Raw genomic sequence first — 19,931 nt, forward strand, 5'->3', positions numbered from 1 at the left:
GCCCAAACGGCTTTTTCCCGCCGTGTAAGCGATACTCTCGCGTTTTATGGACGAGGTGGCAGCATGCGGGTTTTGATGGCAGTGATGGTTGCAGTGTTATTGGCTGGCTGTGCGAGTTCCACCATGGACGATGCCCGGACAAGAACACCCAACAAGACCCTGACCTCGACCAAGGCCGATCAACTGGTGGCGCAATGCGTACAGTTCGCCTGGCAGGATGAAGCGGTCTTTGGTGTGGATGCGGCGGCCTACCTGCAACCTGGCAAGGTAGGCGGATATACGGTGTATACCCGTTCTGCGGAAGTCTTCGTGGATATCAAGGCCGAGCCCTCGGGCACCGCTGTCCACTATTTCGCGATCGAGGACAACTCTGTTTCGAAGCGTCGACTGGCGGCGTTGGCGACCTGTCTGTAAGCCCAGGCAGCGCTTCAGGCGCAGGCACTCAGCCTTTCTGGCAGCAAACCCGGCAATCGCCGGGTTTTGTTGTTTCTGGGTGTCGTGTTTTCAACGCAAGTTGTGCGGCTTGATATTTTATCTCGGTAGAAAGTATGAGTTTTAGTGTAGAAAAGCGTGTAATACATTGACTCTTTAAAGTGTCAGTTCAAATAACGAAGTCTAGGGTTTAATAGGGCTGGCGCTGAGTTGTGCAAATTGTTCTGAATGGTTAGTTTGTGGCGTGATGAAAAAAGTCGAGAAAAGTGCGCTAAGTTAAAGGTGCTCAACAAGGAGCAAGACTTAATTAATCAATGGAGTGAAATATATGAACAAGCCACAAGCTCAACTTAAACATGGTCGCGTCGTTTCGCCTTCCAGTCGTGGTGCGGTTGCTGTAGAGCTGGGATTGCTGGGAACCTGGCAGGTGAATGAAATGGAAGGCGGGAAAAACTTCCCGGCTCTGACCGCCGGGCCTTTCCCGAAACCTTACGACAGCGATGTAGGGAGCGCCGTACCACCCGCAGATGGCCACATTCTCAGTGGTGGCAAGGTGGATGAGCGCGACTGCATCAACTTCACCAACGAGGAAATGTCGAAGAAAATCAATCGTGCCTTCAGCTGGCCGCTGCTCAATGTGGACCCCGGCCAGGTATTCCAGGTGCAATGGGAGTACACCGCGCCTCACGTCACTCGTGGCTACAGCTGGTTCATCACTAAAGATGGTTGGGACCCTAAGCAGCGCATCAGTCGCGCGCAGCTGGAGCCTCAGGCTTTTTATCAGGATTTTTATACCGAAGTTCCATTCGACAAGTTCGGCTCGGTATTGAAGGCCAAAACTAATCATGAAGTTGTGCTGCCAAAAAACAAGAAAGGCCACCATGTTGTGGTGCTGGTGTGGGTTGTCGCCAATACTGGAAACGGGTTTTATCAGGCCTTCGATCTGGACTTCAAGTAAGTCTCGGTCGTACAGCACCCTTTAACAGTTCTGAAGGATTAGAGCGTGAATAAAATCGACTTTGCATTAATCAAGAGTCAAGCAGCAGATGCGGCATCCATGATGCCGAGCATTGCCGGCAAGAAGATCCTCATGGGTTTCTGGCATAACTGGGCCGCCGGTCCTGCCGATGGTTATCAGCAGGGGCAGTTTGCCAACCTGAACCTGTTGGATGTCCCCAAGGAATACAACGTGGTGGCGGTAGCCTTCATGAAAGGCAACGGCATTCCCACCTTCAAGCCCTACAACCTCTCGGACGCCGAGTTCCGGCGTCAGGTCGGTGTGCTTAACAGCCAGGGGCGGGCCGTGCTGATTTCCCTGGGCGGTGCCGATGCGCATATCGAGTTGCACAAGGGCAACGAGCAGCCTTTGGCCAACGAAATCATCCGCCTGGTGGAGACATACGGCTTCGATGGTCTGGATATCGATCTGGAGCAGAGTGCCATTGATTACGCCGACAACAAGAGCGTGCTGCCGGCAGCCTTGAAGCTGGTGAAGGATCACTATGCAGGCCAGGGCAAGCATTTCATCATCAGCATGGCGCCGGAGTTTCCGTACCTGACCAGCAACGGCAAGTACGTGGCTTACCTGCAAGCCCTGGAGGGCTATTACGACTTTGTCGCACCGCAATACTACAACCAGGGTGGCGATGGACTCTGGGTGCAGGAGGCCAACGGCGGGCAGGGTGCATGGATTGCCCAGAACAATGATCAGATGAAGGAGGACTTCCTGTTCTACCTGACTGATAGCCTGGCTTCGGGCTCTCGCGGTTACACCCGAGTTGCGGCGGACAAGCTGGTAATCGGTTTGCCCAGCAACGTCGATGCTGCGGCCACTGGCTATGTCATCGATTCTGCGGCTGTGAGCAATGCGTTCAAGCGCCTGCAGGATGCTGGTCACGCCATCAAGGGCTTGATGACCTGGTCGGTGAACTGGGATGCCGGAGTCAGCCGGCAGGGTGTGCAGTACAACTGGGAGTTCCGTAACCGTTATGCGCCGCTGATCCATGGCGATGGCGCAGAGCCTGAGCGTCCCGGGGCGCCGGGCAATCTGCAGGTGGTGGGCACCAGTCGCAGTAGCGTCAGTTTGAGTTGGAGCGCTTCCAGTGGTGTGCGTCCGGTGGAGTTCTACACCCTGTACCGCGATGGCAATGCAGTGGGGCAGGCGACTTCCCTGGGCTTCGAAGACAAAGGGTTGAGTGCCGATACCCAGTACAGCTACTTCGTCACGGCCACTGATACTCAGGGTCGTGAATCGTTGCCCAGTCGTAGCCTGAGTGTCAGGACCGCGGGTGGCGTCGTCGATCCGAGTTTCCCTGAGTGGCGTACCAACCAGCGCTATCTCCGGGAGGACGGGGTGAGCTATGAGGGTAATCGCTATCTCTGCCTTCAAGAGCACACTTCAAACCCGGCATGGACGCCCTCGGTGGCTTTCACCCTGTGGAGCAAGGTGTTGCTGGAGCGTCATGGCTGAGCAGTGACGTCATTGTTCTGCTCAATGGCAAGGCGACCCGCACGGATGTTGTCGATCCGAATGCGGGTCGCCTTTATTTGTCTCCTGAAGGCTGTCCATGGCTGACCGGCGGCAGGTGTGTGGGCATGGCGCGGGGTGTGACTTTGGCCCAGTTGTAATCATTGGTAAGCGGGGGTGCACCTGGGGGCGGCTTGGGAGTAGTCTCGCGGCTCGATCAATGAGCAATGGAAGCTTGCGATGTTTCAAATGAATAACCTGGTTCCGGAAATGCTGGTCACGGACCTGGAGCGCAGCCTGTCTTTCTATCGCGATACCCTCGGCTTCAAGGTGGAGTATCAGCGTCCGGAACACTTCTTTGCTTTTCTCTCTTTCAATGGCGCTCAGTTGATGCTGGAACAGGATGATCAGGAGGAGTCCGCGTGGCGCGTCGGCCCCTTGCAGGCGCCTTTTGGCCGAGGCATGAACTTGTCCATCGAGTGCCCGGACATTCGCCAACTGGCTGCCGCTCTGGCGCATGCCGGTTTCGCCCTGCGCAGGGAGATCCAGGAGTGCTGGTACCGGCATGATGAGTTGCTGCACGGTGAATTGAACCTGCTAGTGCTCGATCCGGACGGCTACTTGCTGCGGTTCACTGAGGGTCTGGGGTTCAAGCCAGTGGTCAGCGCCTGACCGCCGAACCCCGGTGCGACGCCTGCATTGCTGAGGCGCCGCGTACCGGGAGGCCGCGGTCGGTTATTTGCCAGAAAAGGGCGATAGTCAGTGCTTGACGATAATCCAGTGGGCGGGAATCTGTTGTAGCCGCAATCCGGTCAGAGCATGCAGGTGTTCTGTGGGAGAAGCTCAAGGCAAACAGGGCACGCGCCGCGCCAGCTGTTGGGCACAGGCAGGGAGCGGGTGCTCATTGGATTCATGGGGTTTCGCGTTTGTCCGGGGCGGTCAGTCCGGCTTGAATGCGTTGATAGATTTCCTCGCGGTGTACCGCGACGTCTTTTGGCGCGTTGATACCGATGCGGACCTGTTGGCCGCTGACGCCAAGAATGGTGATCGTAATGTCGTCACCGATGTTTATGCTTTCACCGACTTTGCGGGTGAGTATCAGCATGATCTTCTCCTTGATGGCTTTGTAGGGCACCAGATTCAAACAGTGCAGAGGTCGGTCTTAGGTATAGATTAGTGCGAAGTTCCACTGAGTGGGTGCCTCTTTCTGACGCGCATACGATCTATTAATTCCCAAGGCGCAACTATACAGAGCCAATAAATATCATTCTTCCTGTTTCGACCTGATTTTGTGACGAGGTCTCTCGTGCCTTGAGTGCTAAAATCGCCGCCTCAGACTTTCTAGGGGTAGGTTGTGCGCACAGTAGCGATGATGATGGCGGCGTTGGCATTGGCCGGTTGCGGCGAAGGCAAGCAAGTCGAGGCGAACAAGAGTGCTTCAGCGGCGGCGCAGGTTCAGCCGGTTCAGGCCTCCACCACGCCGCAATGGGATGTGTGGGTGGGCAGCGAACTGCCCCTGGCGGTAAGTGATCTCACCGGTTGGCTGATCGAGCACGGGATCATGTCCAATGTGGTGACCGTGGAAGGCAAGAAGCGGGTGCTGCTCGGGCCTTTTGCTTCCCAGGCCGAGGCCGAGGCGAAAAAGACTGAAGTGGTCGAGAAACTCGTGAAGGCCAAGAAACGTGACATCGATGTCACGGTCATCGAGCACCAGGCTGCGCAGTAAATCCTCTTCCCGCCACATCGAGAGGCGCCCGTATCCAGGGGGCGCTTCTGGGTCAGCCGCAGCTCTTGAGGTTGACGGCTCCGACAAACTCGTTTCCGCGCCCCATCACGCAAGCCACGCTTTGATTGCGTTGGCGTTCCCAATCCTGCACCGGATAGGTTTTGTTCCAGGCCTCGAAGAGCTGTCGATCCTGCTTCGACAGGCGCAGACCGTATTGCTTGCTCATGTAGAAGTAGGTGCGGGCGATCATGCCGCGAATCGAAGGGCGGGGCATGACCTTCTTGGCCTTGAAGTCCACCTGGGTCAGGCATGAGCCATATTGCCCCGATTGCTCCGGCAGCCAACCGAAACTGAAGTTGCTGCGGTCGCCATTCACTTCGCCAATGCTTGGTACCAGGTTGTGCAAGTCGGCTTCGGCGCGCTGATAAACCGAGTCGGTACGGGTGCAGTTCTTGCGCCCGCCTTGCTGCCAGCATTGGCGCTGATGACCGATTTGCCAGGCCGGCACTATGTGTTCCCATTCGATGCGTTCTGCGCGCTTGGCGTTCTTGCGCGGTACGTAGCCACAAGCGGCGAGGTTTACCCGGTTGCCGTTGTATTTACAGCCGCAGTAGAACTCGGTTGATTGAGGGGCATAGAGTTTCCAGGCAACTTTCTTGGCTTCGCTGAAGGTGCGTGGGGCATCGGCTTGGGCGGTGAAGGTGACGAAAAACAGCAGTACGGCAAAACAGCGGACACTCATCAACTCAGTCTTCCTTCGGTACGACCCAGAAAATTTGCACGCCACCATCGTCGCGATAGGCGAGGGTGACGTTGTCGTTCTCGGCGATTTCCTCCAGGAGCCGTTCCCACTCGTCCTGAGGCTCATCGGCGAGACGGAAAATCAGGGCTGCCTTGGCTTTCTGTGCGGTAGGGGAGTTGATGATTTTCTGGATGCGTACTCCCAGGCGTTCGTAGGAGCTGAGGGGCGTTTGGGTCGTGGCCACGGAACAATCCTTAATAAGCTGTACGTGTATACAGTATTTAACTGTAGGACATTTCGCAACTGCTTAAGATTCAAGAAGTTCCCCTGACCACGCTTTACGCATTTGTCTCGCGGGTGGGGGAGAATTTTTACGGGGGGAGGGTGCGGCGAGGCTGTCAGGGGGGGGCGGAACCACTCGCCCGGAGGGGGCGAGTGGTTGACGCCTGCTCGACCGGGACCGGTCGAGCGGGGGGGCTGTCAGTATTCCCAGAACATGCGTTGCAGTTCTTTACTGTCCTGAGTCTTGGTCAGGGCGACCATGGCCAGGATGCGGGCTTTTTGTGGGTTCAGGTCGTGAGCCACAACCCAGTCGTTCTTGTCGTCAGGCTGTTCGGCGTTGCGCAGTACGAAGCCGCCAGCATTGACGTGGGAAGAGCGAATGATCTGCACGCCATTTTTGCGCAGCTCTTGCAGGGCTGGCACTACGCGGGAGGACACAGAGCCGTTACCGGTACCGGCGTGAATGATGGCTTTGGCGCCGCTTTGCGCCAGGGCCTTGTAGGCAGTGTCGCTGACGTTGCCGTAGCCGTAGGCGATTTCTACGTCAGGCAGGCTCTTGATGTTCTTGATGTCGAACTCCGAATCCATGGTGTGACGCTTGGCAGGCAGGCGGAACCAGTAGGATTTGCCTTCCACTACCATGCCCAGTGGGCCCCATGGGCTCTTGAAGGCTTCGGTCTTGATGTTGATCATCTTGCTGACATCGCGACCGGATTGGATTTCGTCGTTCATGGTAACCAGCACGCCTTTGCCGCGGGCGTTCTTGCTGCCGGCTACGGCTACTGCGTTGTACAGGTTGAGCATGCCGTCAGCCGACATGGCGGTGCCTGGGCGCATGGAGCCGACGACCACGATCGGCTTGTCGGTCTTTTCCACCAGGTTGAGGAAGTAGGCGGTTTCTTCCAGGGTGTCGGTGCCGTGGGTGATGACGATGCCATCGACGTCTTTGCTGTCGGCCAGCTCGGCGACGCGGCGACCCAGTTGCAGCAGGTTCTCGTTGGTGATGCTTTCCGAGGCGATCTGCATGACTTGCTCGCCACGCACGTTAGCCAGTTGGCTCAGCTCGGGGATGCCGGCGATCAGTTGTTCGATGCCGACTTTGGCTGCTTGGTAGGTGGCGCTGTTGGCGGCGCTGGCGCCGGCGCCGGCGATGGTGCCACCGGTGGCGAGGACCACGACGTTGGCGAGTTTCTGTTGGGTTTCAGCCTCTTTGGCCTGCACGGCCGCAGGCAGAAGCAGGAGGAGGGCCAAAGCGCCCGGAACGAAGGTTTTGAAGGCAGATTTCATTATTTTCTCTCTAGTAGTGAGACGGTGCTGATGCAGGTTCATCTAGAAACACCTCGGCCGCAGATCTGTATGCGGCGAGGCAGTGAGGATTGAGCAGGATCTGTACCAGCGCTACCTTGGCCTGATAAGTATTTTAAGTTACTGATTTATATCAATTTTATTTCTATTTTTGATGACGGCGGAGTGGTGCGCGTCCGGGTTTCCGAACGTTTGCGCGGGTGGGCGTTCGGCAATCCGAAAATGCCCGTCAGTGGTTCGGCACAAGGGGGGAGGGGCCGTCATTAAAGAATGTCGCGGGGCGGTCGATGACCCGACAGGATCTTTTTTTTCAGGAGTTCATATGTCTCTGTCAGTCGGATTTCCTGGCGCAGGAGCGATTTTGATCAATGGCAAATCGCCGGCGACCATTGATGCATTGAGTAAGGCCGCTGCCGAGGAGGCATCCACGGCGCTGGGTACCGATGAGTCGGGCACCCTCCGGGTTGGTTCCAGCAAGCAGGCCGAAAAGTCCGAAGCCGCAGACTCGGGTGGAGATAATCAGAGTATCGTCGTCAAGATGCTGCTCAAGCGCATGCAAGAGTTGCAGGAGCAGCTCAAACAGCAGCAACAGCAACTGGCTGCCGCCCAGGCCGCCGACTATCCGACCCCTGAAGCCAAGCAGACCGTGGTCATGGGGCTTCAAGGGCAGATCGCCCAAACCAACGGGGCCCTGGCAGAGGTATCGGGCAATCTGGTTCGTGAGCTGGCCAAGGACTCCTCCTCCTCAGGCGGCCTGTTAAACACCACTGCATGACCCTCAGAGCCTGTTCGCCGCTACGGTGCGGACAGGCTTCTCCTCTCGTACAGCTGGGTTTTGCCCGCTGTCTGTGTCCTTTTTCCAGGCTCTGATCGGCGTTGACAAACTCTGGCGAGGTTCGCATAGTTCGTTTTACGCAAACGTTTGCGCGGCCTTTGGATAACGACAATCGTCTATCTTTCCAGGGTGCGGCACCGGCCTCCCATCCATGCCGATGACGGCCTGCTCACCCTGCCGTGCGAACGCTGCTCACAATAATCATAAGATCGGAGTGAATTCATGAAGCTGCCCTTCGCTGGACGTTTACTCGCTGTTGCTGTTCTGGCTGCTGCATCCGCTGCCCTCCCTCTCTCATCGGCCTATGCCGAGACCTCGCAGAAACCCAAGGTCGCCCTGGTCATGAAGTCCCTGGCCAACGAGTTCTTCCTGACCATGGAAGACGGCGCCAAGGCTTATCAGAAAGAGCATTCCGCCGATTTCGACCTGGTGTCCAACGGCATCAAGGACGAAACCGACACCGCCAACCAGATCCGCATCGTCGAGCAGATGATCGTCTCCAAGGTCAATGCCCTGGTGATTGCACCCGCCGACTCCAAGGCCATGGTGCCAGTGATCAAGAAGGCGGTGGATGCCGGGATCACGGTGATCAATATCGACAACCAACTCGATCCCGGTGTGCTGAAAAGCAAGAACATCAGCGTACCTTTCGTAGGTCCGGACAACCGCAAGGGGGCTCGCCTGGTGGGTGAGTACCTGGCCAAGCAACTGAAGGCCGGCGACGAAGTGGGGATCATCGAAGGGGTCTCCACCACCACTAACGCACAGCAGCGCACTGCTGGCTTCAAGGACGCAATGGACGCCGCGCAGATCAAGGTGGTCTCGCTGCAATCCGGCGACTGGGAAATCGACGCAGGCAACCGTGTGGCTTCGGCGATGCTCAGTGAATACCCGAATCTCAAGGCATTGCTGGCCGGTAACGACAGCATGGCAGTGGGGGCGGTCTCCGCGGTGCGGGCTGCCGGTAAGGCAGGCAAGGTCCAGGTGGTGGGCTACGACAATATCAACGCCATCAAACCAATGCTCAAGGATGGCCGGGTCCTGGCCACTGCCGACCAGTTCGCTGCCAAGCAGGCGGTGTTCGGCATCGAGACCGCACTGAAGATCCTCAAGGGCGAGAAAGTCGACAGCGGTGCCAACGGCGTGATCGAAACTCCAGTCGAGCTGGTCACCAAGTAGTCCTTCCGGCGGCACAACGGCGCTCGCCCGTTCAGGCGAGCGCATGGAGAGTTTCTTATGTCAGTTTCCGCTGCGAACGCTGTCCTCTCGGTCAGCGGTATCGGCAAGACCTATGCACAACCGGTATTGACCGGCATCGACCTGACGCTGATGCGCGGGGAGGTGCTGGCCCTGACCGGTGAGAACGGCGCCGGCAAGAGCACCTTGTCGAAGATCATCGGTGGCCTGGTCAGCCCCACCACCGGCCACATGCAGTTCAACGGCCAGGACTATCGTCCCGGTAGCCGGACCCAAGCGGAAGAGGCGGGGGTTCGCATGGTCATGCAGGAGCTCAACCTGTTGCCAACCCTGTCGGTGGCCGAGAATCTGTTTCTCGACAACCTGCCCAGCAACGGTGGTTGGATCAGCCGCAAGCAATTGCGCAAGGCGGCAATCGAGGCCATGGCCCAGGTCGGCCTGGACGCTATCGATCCCGACACGCTGGTGGGTGAATTGGGCATCGGTCATCAGCAGATGGTGGAGATCGCCCGCAATCTGATCGGTGATTGTCATGTGCTGATTCTCGATGAGCCGACGGCCATGCTCACTTCCCGTGAGGTGGAGATGCTCTTCGAGCAGATCACCCGCCTGCAGGCCCGGGGCGTGTCCATCATCTATATCTCCCATCGCCTGGAAGAACTGGCCCGCGTAGCCCAGCGCATTGCTGTGTTGCGTGATGGTTGCCTGGTGTGTGTCGAGCCCATGGCCAACTACAACAGCGAACAGCTGGTGAACCTGATGGTGGGGCGCGAGCTGGGCGAACACATTGATCTGGGCGAGCGCAAGATTGGTGCGCCGGCGCTGACGGTGAACAACCTCAGTCGCTCGGACAAGGTTTGTGATGTGTCCTTCGAGGTACGCAGTGGCGAGATCTTCGGTATTTCCGGCCTGATCGGGGCAGGGCGTACCGAGTTGCTGCGGCTTATCTTTGGTGCCGACGTCGCCGACAGCGGCAGCATTGCCCTGGGCACGCCGGCCCGGCCAGTAAGCATTCGCTCCCCGGTGGATGCGGTGGCCAACGGCATTGCGTTGATCACTGAAGATCGCAAGGGCGAAGGGCTGCTGCTGACCCAGTCCATCAGCGCCAATATCGCCTTGGGCAACATGCCGGCGATTTCCAGCGGCGGCCTGGTCAATGCTCAGGACGAAGAGCAACTGGCCCAGCGGCAGATCGATGCCATGCGCATTCGCAGTTCCAGTCCGGCGCAATTGGTGTCCGAATTGTCCGGCGGCAACCAGCAGAAGGTGGTGATCGGCCGCTGGCTGGAGCGCGACTGTTCGGTGTTGCTGTTCGACGAGCCCACTCGCGGTATCGACGTCGGCGCCAAGTTCGATATCTATGGCTTGCTGGGGGAGTTGACCCGCCAGGGCAAGGCCCTGGTAGTGGTGTCCAGCGACTTGCGTGAGTTGATGCTGATCTGCGATCGCATTGGCGTGCTCTCGGCTGGGCGTCTGATCGACACCTTCGAGCGTGACAGCTGGACCCAGGATGAATTGCTTGCCGCCGCCTTTGCCGGCTATCAAAAACGAGATGCGTTGCTCAGCGAAGCGACGCCTAGGAATGCATCATGAAAACTGCACCTGCAAGCGGCAAGCGAGGCGGCCATTACTACGGCCTCGGCACCTACCTGGGCCTGGCGGGGGCGTTGTTGGGGATGATCGTTCTGTTCTCCCAGCTCAGCAGCCACTTCCTTTCCTATGACACCTTCAGCACCCTGGCCAACCAGATCCCCGACCTGATGGTGCTGGCGGTAGGCATGACCTTCGTCCTGATCATCGGTGGTATCGATCTGTCCGTGGGGTCGGTGCTGGCCCTGGCGGCCTCGACGGTCAGCGTGGCAATTCTCGGCTGGGGCTGGAGCGTGGTGCCTGCGGCGTTGCTGGGCATGGCCTGTGCGGCGCTGGCGGGAACCATCACGGGCTCGATCACTGTGGCCTGGCGCATCCCGTCGTTCATCGTTTCCCTGGGGGTGCTGGAAATGGCCAGGGGCGTTGCCTACCAGATGACCGGCTCGCGCACGGCCTATATCGGTGATGCTTTCGCCTGGTTGTCGAATCCAATTGCCTTTGGCATTTCGCCGTCGTTTATCATTGCCCTGCTGATTATCTTCCTGGCCCAGGCGGTGCTGACGCGCACCGTGTTCGGCCGCTACCTGATCGGCATCGGTACCAACGAAGAGGCGGTGCGTCTGGCGGGGATCAATCCCAAACCCTACAAGATCCTGGTGTTCAGCCTGATGGGGTTGTTGGCGGGCATTGCAGCGCTGTTTCAAATTTCTCGCCTGGAAGCGGCAGACCCGAATGCGGGCTCCGGTCTGGAGTTGCAGGTCATCGCCGCGGTGGTGATTGGCGGCACCAGCCTGATGGGCGGACGCGGTTCGGTGATCAGTACCTTCTTCGGCGTCTTGATTATTTCCGTGCTGGCTGCAGGCCTGGCGCAAATCGGCGCATCAGAACCGACCAAGCGCATCATCACCGGTGCGGTCATTGTGATTGCCGTGGTGCTGGATACCTATCGCAGCCAGCGCGCCAATCGGCGGGTTTGATTCATGGCAACAATCAAGGATGTGGCGGCGCTGGCGGGGATTTCCTACACCACGGTGTCCCATGTACTGAACAAGACGCGGCCGGTCAGTGAAGAGGTGCGGGTCAAGGTCGAGGCGGCGATCAAGCGCCTCGACTATGTACCCAGTGCAGTGGCTCGTTCACTCAAGGCCAAGACCACCGCGACCATCGGCCTGCTGGTGCCCAACAGTCTCAACCCTTACTTCGCCGAACTGGCACGAGGGATCGAGGACTACTGCGAGCGCAACGGTTACTGCGTGATCCTCTGCAACTCCGACGATAACCCGGACAAGCAGCGCAACTATCTGCGGGTGCTTCTGGAAAAGCGCATTGATGGACTGATCGTGACATCCGCTGGTGGCGACAGTGGCCTGGCTCAGGGCCTGGCCGGGGTGCGCACGCCGATGGTGATTGTCGATCGCGGGCTGGAAGGGGTGGACGCCGATCTGGTGCGTATCGACCACCATTACGGTGCCTACCTGGCGACCCGCCACCTTCTGGAGCTAGGTCACCGGGACATCGCCTGCATCGGCGGCCCGGCCAACACCAGTGTGGCGCAAATGCGCCTGGCGGGGTTTCGCCAGGCATTGCAGGAGGCCGGCGTCGAGGTGCCGGCAGGGCGCATCCTGGAAAGTGACTTCAGTAGCACCGGTGGTTATCGCGCTGCGGCGCAGTTGCTTGAGGGGCGCCGGCCAAGCGCAATTTTCGCCGCCAACGACATGATGGGCATCGGTGTGTTGCGGGCTGCGGCGGAGCGCAATATCCGTGTGCCCAGTGAACTCTCGGTGATTGGCTTCGACGACATCCTCATGAGCCGTTATGTCTACCCGGCGCTGACCACGGTGGGTCAGTCGATCCTGCAACTGGGTGAAACCGCGGCAGAGTTGCTGCTGCGCCGTATTGCCTCGCGGGATTTGCCGGTCGACCAGCGCATCGTTACGCCGAATATTGTCTTGCGGGAATCGACTGCGCCGCTCAGCAGCGCATTTGCCGAGTTCCGCTGAATCCAAACGATTGAGTATCGATGTATGCCAGCAAAAGTAGTGGTAGTGGGAAGCCTCAATATGGACCTGGTGACCCGGGCCGAGCGCCTGCCGCGAGGGGGCGAGACGCTGATTGGCAAATCCTTTGCCACGGTATCCGGTGGCAAGGGGGCCAATCAGGCAGTGGCGGCGGCCAGGCTGGGGGCGCAGGTGTCGATGGTCGGCTGTGTCGGCGATGACGCCTATGGCGAGCAATTGCGCAGTGCCTTGCTCGCCGAGCAGATCGATTGCCAGGCGGTGAGCGTGGTGGAGGGTTCCAGCGGCGTCGCTCTGATCGTGGTGGATGACAGTAGCCAGAATGCAATTGTCATCGTCGCCGGTGGCAACGGCCTGCTCAGCCCCGAGAAGGTTGCGGGGTTCGATCGGGTGTTGCAGGAGGCCGACGTGATCATCTGTCAGTTGGAGGTGCCCTTGGCAACGGTGGGGTACACCCTCAAGCGCGGGCGTGAACTGGGCAAGACGGTGATTCTCAATCCGGCGCCGGCCAGTGGCCCGCTGCCGGCGCAGTGGTACGGCTCGATCGACTACCTGATCCCCAATGAAAGCGAGGCGTCCGCGCTCAGTGGCGTGGCGGTGGACTCCCTGGCGAGTGCCGAGACTGCGGCAGGTCGCTTGATCGCCGCTGGAGCCGGTAAGGTCATCATCACCCTGGGGGCGCAAGGTTCGCTGTTTGCCAATGGCCGCAGTTTCGAGCATTTTCCGGCGCCTAAGGTCAAGGCCATCGACACCACGGCAGCGGGGGATACCTTCGTCGGTGGTTTTGCCGCCGCCCTGGCTGCCGGCAAGAGTGAGGCCGAGGCGATTCGCTTTGGTCAGGTCGCCGCAGCGCTGTCGGTGACTCGTGCCGGTGCACAACCTTCCATTCCCACGCTGTCCGACGTTCAGGCCTTTGTCCCTTCATGAAAAAGACACCTTTGCTCAATATTGCCCTGTCACGCTTGATTGCCTCTTTGGGCCACGGTGACATCGTGGTGATTGGTGATGCCGGCCTGCCTGTGCCTCCTGGCGTCGAGTTGATCGATCTGGCCCTGACTCACGGCGTTCCCGATTTTCTCGGCACCCTCAAGGTAGTGCTCAGCGAGATGCAGGTGGAGAGTCATGTGCTGGCCGAGGAGATTCTGCTCAAGCGGCCGCAGCCCTTGTTGGGGCTGGACGTGCTGAACCTCGGTGGCGAACTGGGGACCCGGAGATTGATGAGTCACGAAGATTTCAAGGTGCTCAGTCGTCAGGCTCGTGCGGTGATTCGCACGGGAGAGTGCCAGCCGTATTGCAACATCGCCCTGGTTGCCGGGGTGACCTTCTAGGCCGCTGTCCGGCTTTTCCTTATCTTGCACAAGGAGTGCGCCATGCACCGCTATGCTCTGCTGTTTCAACACTGGTTCCGGAGTCTGCTGCTCTTGTCTCTACTCACTGCTACCGGCGCTCAGGCGGCGGAAAAAATCGATCTGATCATCGACACCGATCCGGGGGCCGACGATGTGGTGGCCCTGTTGTTCGCCCTGGCCTCACCCGAGGAGTTGCATATTCGTGCCTTGACCACGGTGGCGGGCAACGTGCGCCTGGACAAGACCTCGCGGAATGCTCGTCTGGCCCGTGAGTGGGCTGGTCGCGATGAAGTCCCGGTCTACGCCGGGGCGCCAAAACCGCTGCTGCGTACGCCAATCTATGCCGAGAATATCCACGGCAAGGAAGGCATTTCCGGGGTAACTGTGCATGAGCCCAAGGCGCCACTGGCCAAAGGTAATGCGATCAACTATCTGATCGATACGTTGCGGGCGGCCAAGCCCCACAGCATCACCATCGCCATGTTGGGTCCGCAGACCAACCTGGCACTGGCATTGATCCAGGCGCCGGATATTACCCAGGGCATCAAGGAAGTGGTGGTCATGGGGGGGGCGCACTTCAATGGCGGCAATATCACCCCGGTGGCGGAGTTCAACCTGTTCGCCGATCCTCAAGCGGCCGAAGTGGTGCTCAAGAGTGGCGTCAAGCTGACCTACCTGCCACTGGACGTGACCCACAAGGTGCTGACCAGCGAGGCGCGACTGCAGAAGATCGCCGCCTTGAACAACAATGCCAGCAAGGTGGTAGGGGATATCCTCAATGAGTACGTCAAGGGCGACATGGAGCACTACGGTATTCCTGGTGGCCCGGTGCATGACGCGACGGTGATCGCTTATCTGCTAAAGCCTGAGCTGTTCAGCGGACGTCAGGCCAACATGGTTGTCGACAGTCGTGAAGGGCCGACGTTCGGCCAGACCATCGTTGACTGGTACGACGGTCTGAAGCAGGAAAAGAACGTGTTCTGGGTTGAGAGCGGTGATGCTCAGGGCTTCTTCGACTTGCTCACCGAGCGTCTGGCTCGCCTCAAGTAAGCAGAGCCCCCGCAGGCTCCTGCCTGCGGGGTTCTATTCTCGTTCCGGGTCCTGTGCGCCCGGGTGATCGGCCGGGTACTTCTCGAAAACCTGCTCGATGAACGCTCGGGCGGACTGGGTTCCCAGTTCCTTGACCAGCAGGTCTATGCCAATGATCGCCAACTCTTCCGGGCTCCCTGGGCTATAGGAGCACTGGCCCTGTGGCCATTTGGCTTTGATGTCGGCGTCGATACTCACGGTGGCCATGAAAGTCTCACGAATTCGGATAAGGCGGGCACCAGGGCTGGGCCTGGGCGGGTGTTTGCTGCGTCGCAGAGTTAACCATGTTGCCGGACGTTTGGCACTCCGACTTAGGCATCAAGCGGGGGGCTATGCGACACTGGCGCTTTTCCTGCGCTCAAGGAAGCTTTTGTGCAAATCGATTTGAATCAGCCTGATGCCCTGACTCTGGAGGCGGTGCGCCAGCTTCTGGCGTCGGCCAGTGACAACGTTCATACCCAGTTGCGTGTCACCAAGACCGGGATTGCTTACATCTCTTCGGGAGTTGTGGGAGGTGTCGAGATCGAGGGTTTGTTGTTTCGCCTGGAAACCTGGGCCGCTGGGTCCGGCTATGTCGGAAACGTGGCGGCCAGCGATGAGGTCTGGGTAATGCAGATATTCAATGCGCTGAAGCAGAACTGGCCGAAGCCGGCGTTCGACTACATCGATGTCTATTGATTCTTGTTCATATTCAGTGACGATTGTCCTGTGAATATGTCGCAATGCCTGAGGCAGACTTATCCGCTGTCCGTGGCATAGGGCAAAAGGCCATTTTGTTTTGAAACCAAAAGGCTAATCGGCTGTCGCACGATCTCTGCTTAATTTTGAAAAGGAGGCTTCATGCCTTGGAAGCTCGCTTCATTCGGAACCTTGTTGGCCGCTGTTGTACTCAGTGGATGCAGCGCCACCGGGTCGACAAAGGAACCTGTGGCCTCTGAGTCCGGGCACACTCGTTGTGAAGCAACAGCTGCCGAATTTGCCGTCGGCAAGAAGGCTTCTCCCGAGCTGTTGGAGCAGGCCCGTACTCGCGCAGGAGCGCAATATGCGCGTTTCCTCAAGCCTAATGACATGATTACTCTGGAGTACCGCTCCGACCGCCTGAACCTCAATACCGATGCTGGTCTGGTGGTTACTCGGGTCAACTGTGGTTGAGGCTTAGTTTTTTTTCCCGCCCATAAAAAACCCCGTCACATGGACGGGGTTTTTTTAGCTCGCTGAGAACTTACTCAGGGCGAACTTGTGCAGCTTGCATACCCTTTTGGCCTTTCTCAGCCACGAAGGAAACGGTTTGGCCTTCTTTCAGGCTTTTGAAACCGTCGCTTTCAATAGCTTTGAAGTGTACGAACAGGTCGTCACCGCCACCTTGAGGAGTGATGAAGCCGAAGCCTTTTTCATCGTTGAACCATTTTACGGTGCCGGTTTGGCGATTAGACATGGTGTATCTCCAAGAAACATATATTTTCAGTAGTGCTGTGCTGCTCAGGCCAACTGGGCACACCGAGCTATCATAGTCGAAATGTTCGGCTTGGGAGCCCCCTGTAGGTGCTCTTTGCCCGATGTGTCCGTGTATTTTACCGTTCGAGTTGGCTGCAGGCCCCGGTTTAAGGGGCTTTCACGGAAAACAAGCGGTGATAAAAAAACCCGTAAAAGCTGCGTAAATTGTGAAAAAAACCGCGTTTCAGGCCTCCTGACAGGCGTTGGCACAGACTGTTTCGAGCCTTGTCAGGTTATTTGACCACTCGGCAAGCAGCGATGGCGTCCAGAGCTCGGGTTCTCAGCTCAGCACTAGGCTGCTTGGATTTGCTCATCAGCTCCTTGATTTCCTCGGTGGTGAATTTTTCATTCAGCTTGTCTGCACCGCAGGCGCAATGTTTCTCGGCGCTTTTGGCGTCGATGCTTTGGCTGGCTGCTGCAGTGCAGTCCTTCATATAGTCGGCACGAGCTCCGGCAGGCCATGCAGCTTGTGCGCTCAAGGGCAGGAGCAGGGCGAGTGGGGTGGCAAGGGCAAATAATTGGGTAAGGCGCATGAGTCGAGTTCTCCTGAGGTCGATAGCAAGGACGACGATTCTCCGGGTATTTGAGGTTCGGCGTACATCGCAAGTTCACTTTCCTCAATAAAAGACTGGAAAGTATCTTTTGGGAAACTTGCTGCGCGGTGATTGCGATTTATCTGTGCTAGCATGCCCGGCTTGGGTGTTTTCAAGCTTTGGGTGTTTCATTTCTCCCTCGCGGTCTATGCCTCATTAATTTTGATTTGAACCCCAGTCACTCTGGTTCGGTTTATCGGTTGGCCGCAAGGCTCTTGCCACTGTGAGGCAGGCGTTTGTTACAGAACGGCCGGACTGAATCGCGTACTGGCTCATCCCAACCCACGTGACCTTTGGTAGGGGTCACCACTAGGAGAGGAGGCGCCATGCCCACTATTACTCTTCCCGACGGCAGTCAACGTTCATTCGATCATGCGGTTTCCGTAGCTGAGGTCGCTGCATCCATTGGCGCAGGTTTGGCTAAAGCCACCCTGGCCGGCAAGGTCAATGGCAAGCTGGTCGACGCCTGCGATGTGATTGACGGCGACGCAACCCTGCAAATCATCACGCCAAAGGACGAAGAGGGGCTTGAGATCATTCGCCACTCTTGCGCTCACCTGGTAGGGCATGCGGTCAAGCAGCTGTATCCGACCGCCAAGATGGTCATCGGCCCGGTCATCGATGAAGGTTTCTATTACGACATCGCTTATGAGCGTCCCTTCACGCCCGAAGACATGGCCGCTATCGAGCAGCGCATGCAGCAGCTGATCGAGAAAGACTACGACGTTATCAAGAAGGTCACTCCGCGAGCCGAAGTGATTGATGTGTTCAAGTCTCGTGGCGAGGACTACAAGTTGCGCCTGGTGGAGGACATGCCGAATGAACAGGCAATGGGCCTCTACTATCACGAAGAATATGTCGACATGTGCCGCGGTCCGCACGTGCCGAACACGCGTTTCCTGAAGTCGTTCAAACTGACTAAGCTGTCGGGTGCCTACTGGCGCGGCGATGCCAAGAACGAGCAGTTGCAGCGGGTTTACGGTACTGCCTGGGCGGATAAGAAGCAGCTCGCTGCCTATATCCAGCGTATCGAAGAGGCTGAAAAGCGCGACCATCGCAAGATCGGCAAACGTTTGGGGCTGTTCCATACCCAGGAAGAAGCGCCGGGCATGGTGTTCTGGCATCCCAATGGTTGGACCCTGTACCAGGTGCTTGAGCAGTACATGCGCAAAGTGCAGCGTGAAAACGGCTATCTGGAGATCAAGACTCCGCAAGTGGTCGATCGCAGCCTTTGGGAAAAGTCCGGGCATTGGGCCAACTATTCCGAGAACATGTTCACCACCGAATCGGAAAGTCGCGACTACGCGATCAAGCCCATGAACTGCCCGTGCCACGTGCAGGTGTTCAATCAGGGCCTGAAGAGCTACCGCGAGCTGCCGATGCGACTTGCCGAATTCGGTGCTTGCCACCGTAACGAGCCTTCGGGAGCGCTGCACGGCATCATGCGTGTGCGTGGTTTTACTCAGGACGATGCTCACATCTTCTGTACTGAAGATCAGATGCAGGCCGAGTCCGCTGCGTTCATCAAGCTGACTATGGATGTCTATGCCGACTTCGGCTTCAAGGACATCGAGATGAAGCTTTCCACTCGCCCTGAAAAGCGCGTGGGTTCCGATGAGTTGTGGGACCGTGCGGAAAATGCGCTGGCTGCGGCTTTGGATAGTGCCGGGTTGCCGTATGATCTGCAGCCGGGTGAGGGAGCGTTCTATGGTCCGAAGATCGAGTTCTCGTTGAAAGACTGCCTGGGCCGTGTATGGCAGTGTGGTACCTTGCAGTTGGACTTCAACCTGCCGATCCGCCTGGGTGCTGAATACGTATCCGAAGACAACAGCCGTAAGCATCCGGTGATGTTGCACCGGGCGATTCTCGGCTCATTCGAGCGTTTTGTCGGGATTCTGATCGAGCATTACGAGGGTGCGTTCCCTGCGTGGCTGGCTCCGACTCAGGCCGTGGTGATGAATATCACTGATAAACAGGCAGATTTTGCCCTTGAAGTAGAAAAAACACTCAATCAAAGCGGATTTCGTGCCAAGTCCGACTTGAGAAATGAAAAGATCGGCTTTAAAATCCGCGAGCATACTTTGCTCAAGGTTCCCTATCTCTTGGTTATTGGAGATCGGGAGGTCGAGATGCAGACTGTCGCTGTGCGTACCCGTGAAGGTGAAGACCTGGGCTCGATGCCTGTGGACCAATTCTCGGCGTTCCTCGCACAAGCGGTTTCCCGGCGTGGTCGCCAAGATTCGGAGTAATTATTATTAAGCGTGATATGAGACAAGATAAACGAGCTGCACCGAAAGCCCCGATCAACGAGAATATCTCGGCACGCGAGGTTCGGTTAATTGGCGCTGACGGCGAGCAGATTGGCATCGTCTCGATTGATGAAGCGCTTCGTATAGCTGAAGAAGCCAAGCTGGATCTGGTGGAAATTTCCGCCGACGCAGTCCCACCTGTTTGCCGGGTGATGGATTACGGCAAATCGATCTTCGAAAAGAAGAAACAGATTGCTGCTGCGAAGAAGAACCAGAAGCAGATTCAGGTTAAAGAAATCAAGTTTCGTCCAGGGACGGAGGAAGGGGATTACCAGGTAAAACTGCGCAACCTGGTACGTTTCCTGAGTGACGGGGACAGGGCCAAGGTATCCTTGCGATTCCGCGGCCGTGAGATGGCCCACCAGGAGCTGGGGATGGAACTCCTCAAGCGGGTTGAAGCTGACCTGCAAGAGTACGGTTCGGTCGAACAGCATCCTAAGATGGAAGGACGCCAGCTGATCATGGTCATCGCCCCGAAAAAGAAGAAGTAATCAACAGGGCACGGC

General features: G+C 57.8%; 24 protein-coding genes. 17 read left to right on the forward strand and 7 right to left on the reverse strand.

Annotated features, from left to right (window positions below):
* Nucleotides 1–63 precede the first annotated feature (63 nt).
* The 4 genes from P7C00_RS11050 to P7C00_RS11065 all read left to right on the forward strand — a co-directional run bounded on the left by P7C00_RS11050 (nt 64) and on the right by P7C00_RS11065 (nt 3,571).
* Nucleotides 64–414 (forward strand): hypothetical protein, encoded by a 351-nt coding sequence (locus P7C00_RS11050; protein WP_346631686.1) that lies wholly within the window; start codon nt 64–66, stop codon nt 412–414.
* Nucleotides 415–760: 346 nt separating this feature from the next.
* The gene (locus P7C00_RS11055; protein ID WP_346631685.1) at nt 761–1,390 is read left to right on the forward strand and encodes a lytic polysaccharide monooxygenase auxiliary activity family 9 protein; all 630 of its coding nucleotides are present in this window, start codon (nt 761–763) and stop codon (nt 1,388–1,390) included.
* A 45-nt stretch (nt 1,391–1,435) separates the two neighbouring features.
* Entirely contained in the window at nt 1,436–2,902 is a 1,467-nt protein-coding gene (locus P7C00_RS11060) for a carbohydrate-binding protein (protein ID WP_404938928.1), read from the forward strand.
* Nucleotides 2,903–3,139: 237 nt separating this feature from the next.
* Entirely contained in the window at nt 3,140–3,571 is a 432-nt protein-coding gene (locus P7C00_RS11065; protein WP_346631683.1) for a VOC family protein, read from the forward strand.
* Nucleotides 3,572–3,809: 238 nt separating this feature from the next.
* On the opposite strand, the gene csrA is transcribed toward P7C00_RS11065, so the two are convergent.
* Complete coding sequence (gene csrA / locus P7C00_RS11070) at nt 3,810–4,004, reverse strand: carbon storage regulator CsrA (RefSeq protein ID WP_007920550.1); 195 nt, start codon at nt 4,002–4,004, stop codon at nt 3,810–3,812.
* Between the two features lie 264 nt (nt 4,005–4,268).
* Here csrA and P7C00_RS11075 point away from each other — a divergent pair, with 264 nt between their 5' ends.
* Entirely contained in the window at nt 4,269–4,625 is a 357-nt protein-coding gene (locus tag P7C00_RS11075) for an SPOR domain-containing protein (RefSeq protein ID WP_346632066.1), read from the forward strand.
* A 52-nt stretch (nt 4,626–4,677) separates the two neighbouring features.
* On the opposite strand, the gene P7C00_RS11080 is transcribed toward P7C00_RS11075, so the two are convergent.
* The 3 genes from P7C00_RS11080 to P7C00_RS11090 all read right to left on the reverse strand — a co-directional run bounded on the left by P7C00_RS11080 (nt 4,678) and on the right by P7C00_RS11090 (nt 6,936).
* On the reverse strand, nt 4,678–5,367 hold the full coding sequence (locus tag P7C00_RS11080; protein ID WP_346631682.1) for an endonuclease I family protein: 690 nt from the start codon (nt 5,365–5,367) through the stop codon (nt 4,678–4,680).
* A 4-nt stretch (nt 5,368–5,371) separates the two neighbouring features.
* Nucleotides 5,372–5,641 carry a DUF1654 domain-containing protein gene (locus P7C00_RS11085; RefSeq protein WP_102863635.1) on the reverse strand — a complete coding sequence of 90 codons (270 nt, stop codon included), beginning with the start codon at nt 5,639–5,641 and terminating at the stop codon, nt 5,372–5,374.
* A gap of 206 nt (nt 5,642–5,847) precedes the next feature.
* A complete protein-coding gene (locus P7C00_RS11090; protein WP_123725710.1) occupies nt 5,848–6,936 on the reverse strand; it encodes an asparaginase in 1,089 nt (362 codons plus the stop codon).
* Between the two features lie 340 nt (nt 6,937–7,276).
* Between P7C00_RS11090 and P7C00_RS11095 the strand changes: the two genes are divergently transcribed.
* The 8 genes from P7C00_RS11095 to P7C00_RS11130 all read left to right on the forward strand — a co-directional run bounded on the left by P7C00_RS11095 (nt 7,277) and on the right by P7C00_RS11130 (nt 14,990).
* The gene (locus P7C00_RS11095; RefSeq protein WP_346631681.1) at nt 7,277–7,729 is read left to right on the forward strand and encodes a hypothetical protein; all 453 of its coding nucleotides are present in this window, start codon (nt 7,277–7,279) and stop codon (nt 7,727–7,729) included.
* 282 nt (nt 7,730–8,011) lie between these two features.
* On the forward strand, nt 8,012–8,968 hold the full coding sequence (locus P7C00_RS11100) for a sugar ABC transporter substrate-binding protein (protein WP_123725709.1): 957 nt from the start codon (nt 8,012–8,014) through the stop codon (nt 8,966–8,968).
* Between the two features lie 57 nt (nt 8,969–9,025).
* Complete coding sequence (locus tag P7C00_RS11105) at nt 9,026–10,579, forward strand: sugar ABC transporter ATP-binding protein (RefSeq protein WP_346631680.1); 1,554 nt, start codon at nt 9,026–9,028, stop codon at nt 10,577–10,579.
* Nucleotides 10,576–11,553 (forward strand): ABC transporter permease, encoded by a 978-nt coding sequence (locus P7C00_RS11110; protein ID WP_404938930.1) that lies wholly within the window; start codon nt 10,576–10,578, stop codon nt 11,551–11,553. Before P7C00_RS11105 ends, P7C00_RS11110 begins: the two co-directional genes overlap by 4 nt.
* 3 nt (nt 11,554–11,556) lie before the next feature.
* The gene (locus tag P7C00_RS11115) at nt 11,557–12,576 is read left to right on the forward strand and encodes a LacI family DNA-binding transcriptional regulator (RefSeq protein ID WP_404938932.1); all 1,020 of its coding nucleotides are present in this window, start codon (nt 11,557–11,559) and stop codon (nt 12,574–12,576) included.
* A gap of 24 nt (nt 12,577–12,600) precedes the next feature.
* Entirely contained in the window at nt 12,601–13,518 is a 918-nt protein-coding gene (gene rbsK, locus P7C00_RS11120; protein WP_404938934.1) for a ribokinase, read from the forward strand.
* Nucleotides 13,515–13,919 (forward strand): D-ribose pyranase, encoded by a 405-nt coding sequence (gene rbsD / locus P7C00_RS11125; protein ID WP_346631677.1) that lies wholly within the window; start codon nt 13,515–13,517, stop codon nt 13,917–13,919. Before rbsK ends, rbsD begins: the two co-directional genes overlap by 4 nt.
* 42 nt (nt 13,920–13,961) lie before the next feature.
* Complete coding sequence (locus tag P7C00_RS11130) at nt 13,962–14,990, forward strand: nucleoside hydrolase (RefSeq protein WP_346631676.1); 1,029 nt, start codon at nt 13,962–13,964, stop codon at nt 14,988–14,990.
* A 33-nt stretch (nt 14,991–15,023) separates the two neighbouring features.
* Here P7C00_RS11130 and P7C00_RS11135 read toward each other — a convergent pair whose 3' ends face one another.
* Complete coding sequence (locus tag P7C00_RS11135) at nt 15,024–15,236, reverse strand: hypothetical protein (RefSeq protein WP_123725702.1); 213 nt, start codon at nt 15,234–15,236, stop codon at nt 15,024–15,026.
* A gap of 165 nt (nt 15,237–15,401) precedes the next feature.
* Here P7C00_RS11135 and P7C00_RS11140 point away from each other — a divergent pair, with 165 nt between their 5' ends.
* Together P7C00_RS11140 and P7C00_RS11145 are read left to right on the forward strand one after the other, a co-directional pair.
* The gene (locus P7C00_RS11140; RefSeq protein WP_346631675.1) at nt 15,402–15,707 is read left to right on the forward strand and encodes a hypothetical protein; all 306 of its coding nucleotides are present in this window, start codon (nt 15,402–15,404) and stop codon (nt 15,705–15,707) included.
* A 162-nt stretch (nt 15,708–15,869) separates the two neighbouring features.
* On the forward strand, nt 15,870–16,181 hold the full coding sequence (locus P7C00_RS11145) for an I78 family peptidase inhibitor (RefSeq protein WP_221808749.1): 312 nt from the start codon (nt 15,870–15,872) through the stop codon (nt 16,179–16,181).
* Nucleotides 16,182–16,251: 70 nt separating this feature from the next.
* On the opposite strand, the gene P7C00_RS11150 is transcribed toward P7C00_RS11145, so the two are convergent.
* The gene (locus tag P7C00_RS11150) at nt 16,252–16,464 is read right to left on the reverse strand and encodes a cold-shock protein (RefSeq protein ID WP_003179963.1); all 213 of its coding nucleotides are present in this window, start codon (nt 16,462–16,464) and stop codon (nt 16,252–16,254) included.
* A 292-nt stretch (nt 16,465–16,756) separates the two neighbouring features.
* The gene (locus P7C00_RS11155) at nt 16,757–17,056 is read right to left on the reverse strand and encodes a hypothetical protein (RefSeq protein WP_346631674.1); all 300 of its coding nucleotides are present in this window, start codon (nt 17,054–17,056) and stop codon (nt 16,757–16,759) included.
* Between the two features lie 386 nt (nt 17,057–17,442).
* Between P7C00_RS11155 and thrS the strand changes: the two genes are divergently transcribed.
* Nucleotides 17,443–19,365 carry a threonine--tRNA ligase gene (gene thrS, locus P7C00_RS11160; RefSeq protein WP_346631673.1) on the forward strand — a complete coding sequence of 641 codons (1,923 nt, stop codon included), beginning with the start codon at nt 17,443–17,445 and terminating at the stop codon, nt 19,363–19,365.
* A complete protein-coding gene (infC, locus tag P7C00_RS11165) occupies nt 19,365–19,916 on the forward strand; it encodes a translation initiation factor IF-3 (protein ID WP_169893379.1) in 552 nt (183 codons plus the stop codon). Before thrS ends, infC begins: the two co-directional genes overlap by 1 nt.
* Nucleotides 19,917–19,931: the final 15 nt, after the last annotated feature.

The sequence above is a fragment of the Pseudomonas sp. JDS08PS003 genome (assembly GCF_045013505.1).
Classification (GTDB): Bacteria; Pseudomonadota; Gammaproteobacteria; order Pseudomonadales; family Pseudomonadaceae; genus Aquipseudomonas; species Aquipseudomonas protegens_B.

Coding starts and splice junctions, on each gene's coding strand:
- P7C00_RS11050 (WP_346631686.1), top strand. CDS start 64: ATGCGGGTTTTGATGGCAGTGATGGTTGCAGTGTTATTGGCTGGCTGT.
- P7C00_RS11055 (WP_346631685.1), top strand. CDS start 761: ATGAACAAGCCACAAGCTCAACTTAAACATGGTCGCGTCGTTTCGCCT.
- P7C00_RS11065 (WP_346631683.1), top strand. CDS start 3,140: ATGTTTCAAATGAATAACCTGGTTCCGGAAATGCTGGTCACGGACCTG.
- csrA (WP_007920550.1), bottom strand. CDS start 4,004: ATGCTGATACTCACCCGCAAAGTCGGTGAAAGCATAAACATCGGTGAC.
- P7C00_RS11075 (WP_346632066.1), top strand. CDS start 4,269: ATGATGATGGCGGCGTTGGCATTGGCCGGTTGCGGCGAAGGCAAGCAA.
- P7C00_RS11080 (WP_346631682.1), bottom strand. CDS start 5,367: ATGAGTGTCCGCTGTTTTGCCGTACTGCTGTTTTTCGTCACCTTCACC.
- P7C00_RS11090 (WP_123725710.1), bottom strand. CDS start 6,936: ATGAAATCTGCCTTCAAAACCTTCGTTCCGGGCGCTTTGGCCCTCCTC.
- P7C00_RS11095 (WP_346631681.1), top strand. CDS start 7,277: ATGTCTCTGTCAGTCGGATTTCCTGGCGCAGGAGCGATTTTGATCAAT.
- P7C00_RS11100 (WP_123725709.1), top strand. CDS start 8,012: ATGAAGCTGCCCTTCGCTGGACGTTTACTCGCTGTTGCTGTTCTGGCT.
- P7C00_RS11105 (WP_346631680.1), top strand. CDS start 9,026: ATGTCAGTTTCCGCTGCGAACGCTGTCCTCTCGGTCAGCGGTATCGGC.
- P7C00_RS11110 (WP_404938930.1), top strand. CDS start 10,576: ATGAAAACTGCACCTGCAAGCGGCAAGCGAGGCGGCCATTACTACGGC.
- P7C00_RS11115 (WP_404938932.1), top strand. CDS start 11,557: ATGGCAACAATCAAGGATGTGGCGGCGCTGGCGGGGATTTCCTACACC.
- rbsK (WP_404938934.1), top strand. CDS start 12,601: ATGCCAGCAAAAGTAGTGGTAGTGGGAAGCCTCAATATGGACCTGGTG.
- rbsD (WP_346631677.1), top strand. CDS start 13,515: ATGAAAAAGACACCTTTGCTCAATATTGCCCTGTCACGCTTGATTGCC.
- P7C00_RS11130 (WP_346631676.1), top strand. CDS start 13,962: ATGCACCGCTATGCTCTGCTGTTTCAACACTGGTTCCGGAGTCTGCTG.
- P7C00_RS11135 (WP_123725702.1), bottom strand. CDS start 15,236: ATGGCCACCGTGAGTATCGACGCCGACATCAAAGCCAAATGGCCACAG.
- P7C00_RS11145 (WP_221808749.1), top strand. CDS start 15,870: ATGCCTTGGAAGCTCGCTTCATTCGGAACCTTGTTGGCCGCTGTTGTA.
- P7C00_RS11150 (WP_003179963.1), bottom strand. CDS start 16,464: ATGTCTAATCGCCAAACCGGCACCGTAAAATGGTTCAACGATGAAAAA.
- P7C00_RS11155 (WP_346631674.1), bottom strand. CDS start 17,056: ATGCGCCTTACCCAATTATTTGCCCTTGCCACCCCACTCGCCCTGCTC.
- thrS (WP_346631673.1), top strand. CDS start 17,443: ATGCCCACTATTACTCTTCCCGACGGCAGTCAACGTTCATTCGATCAT.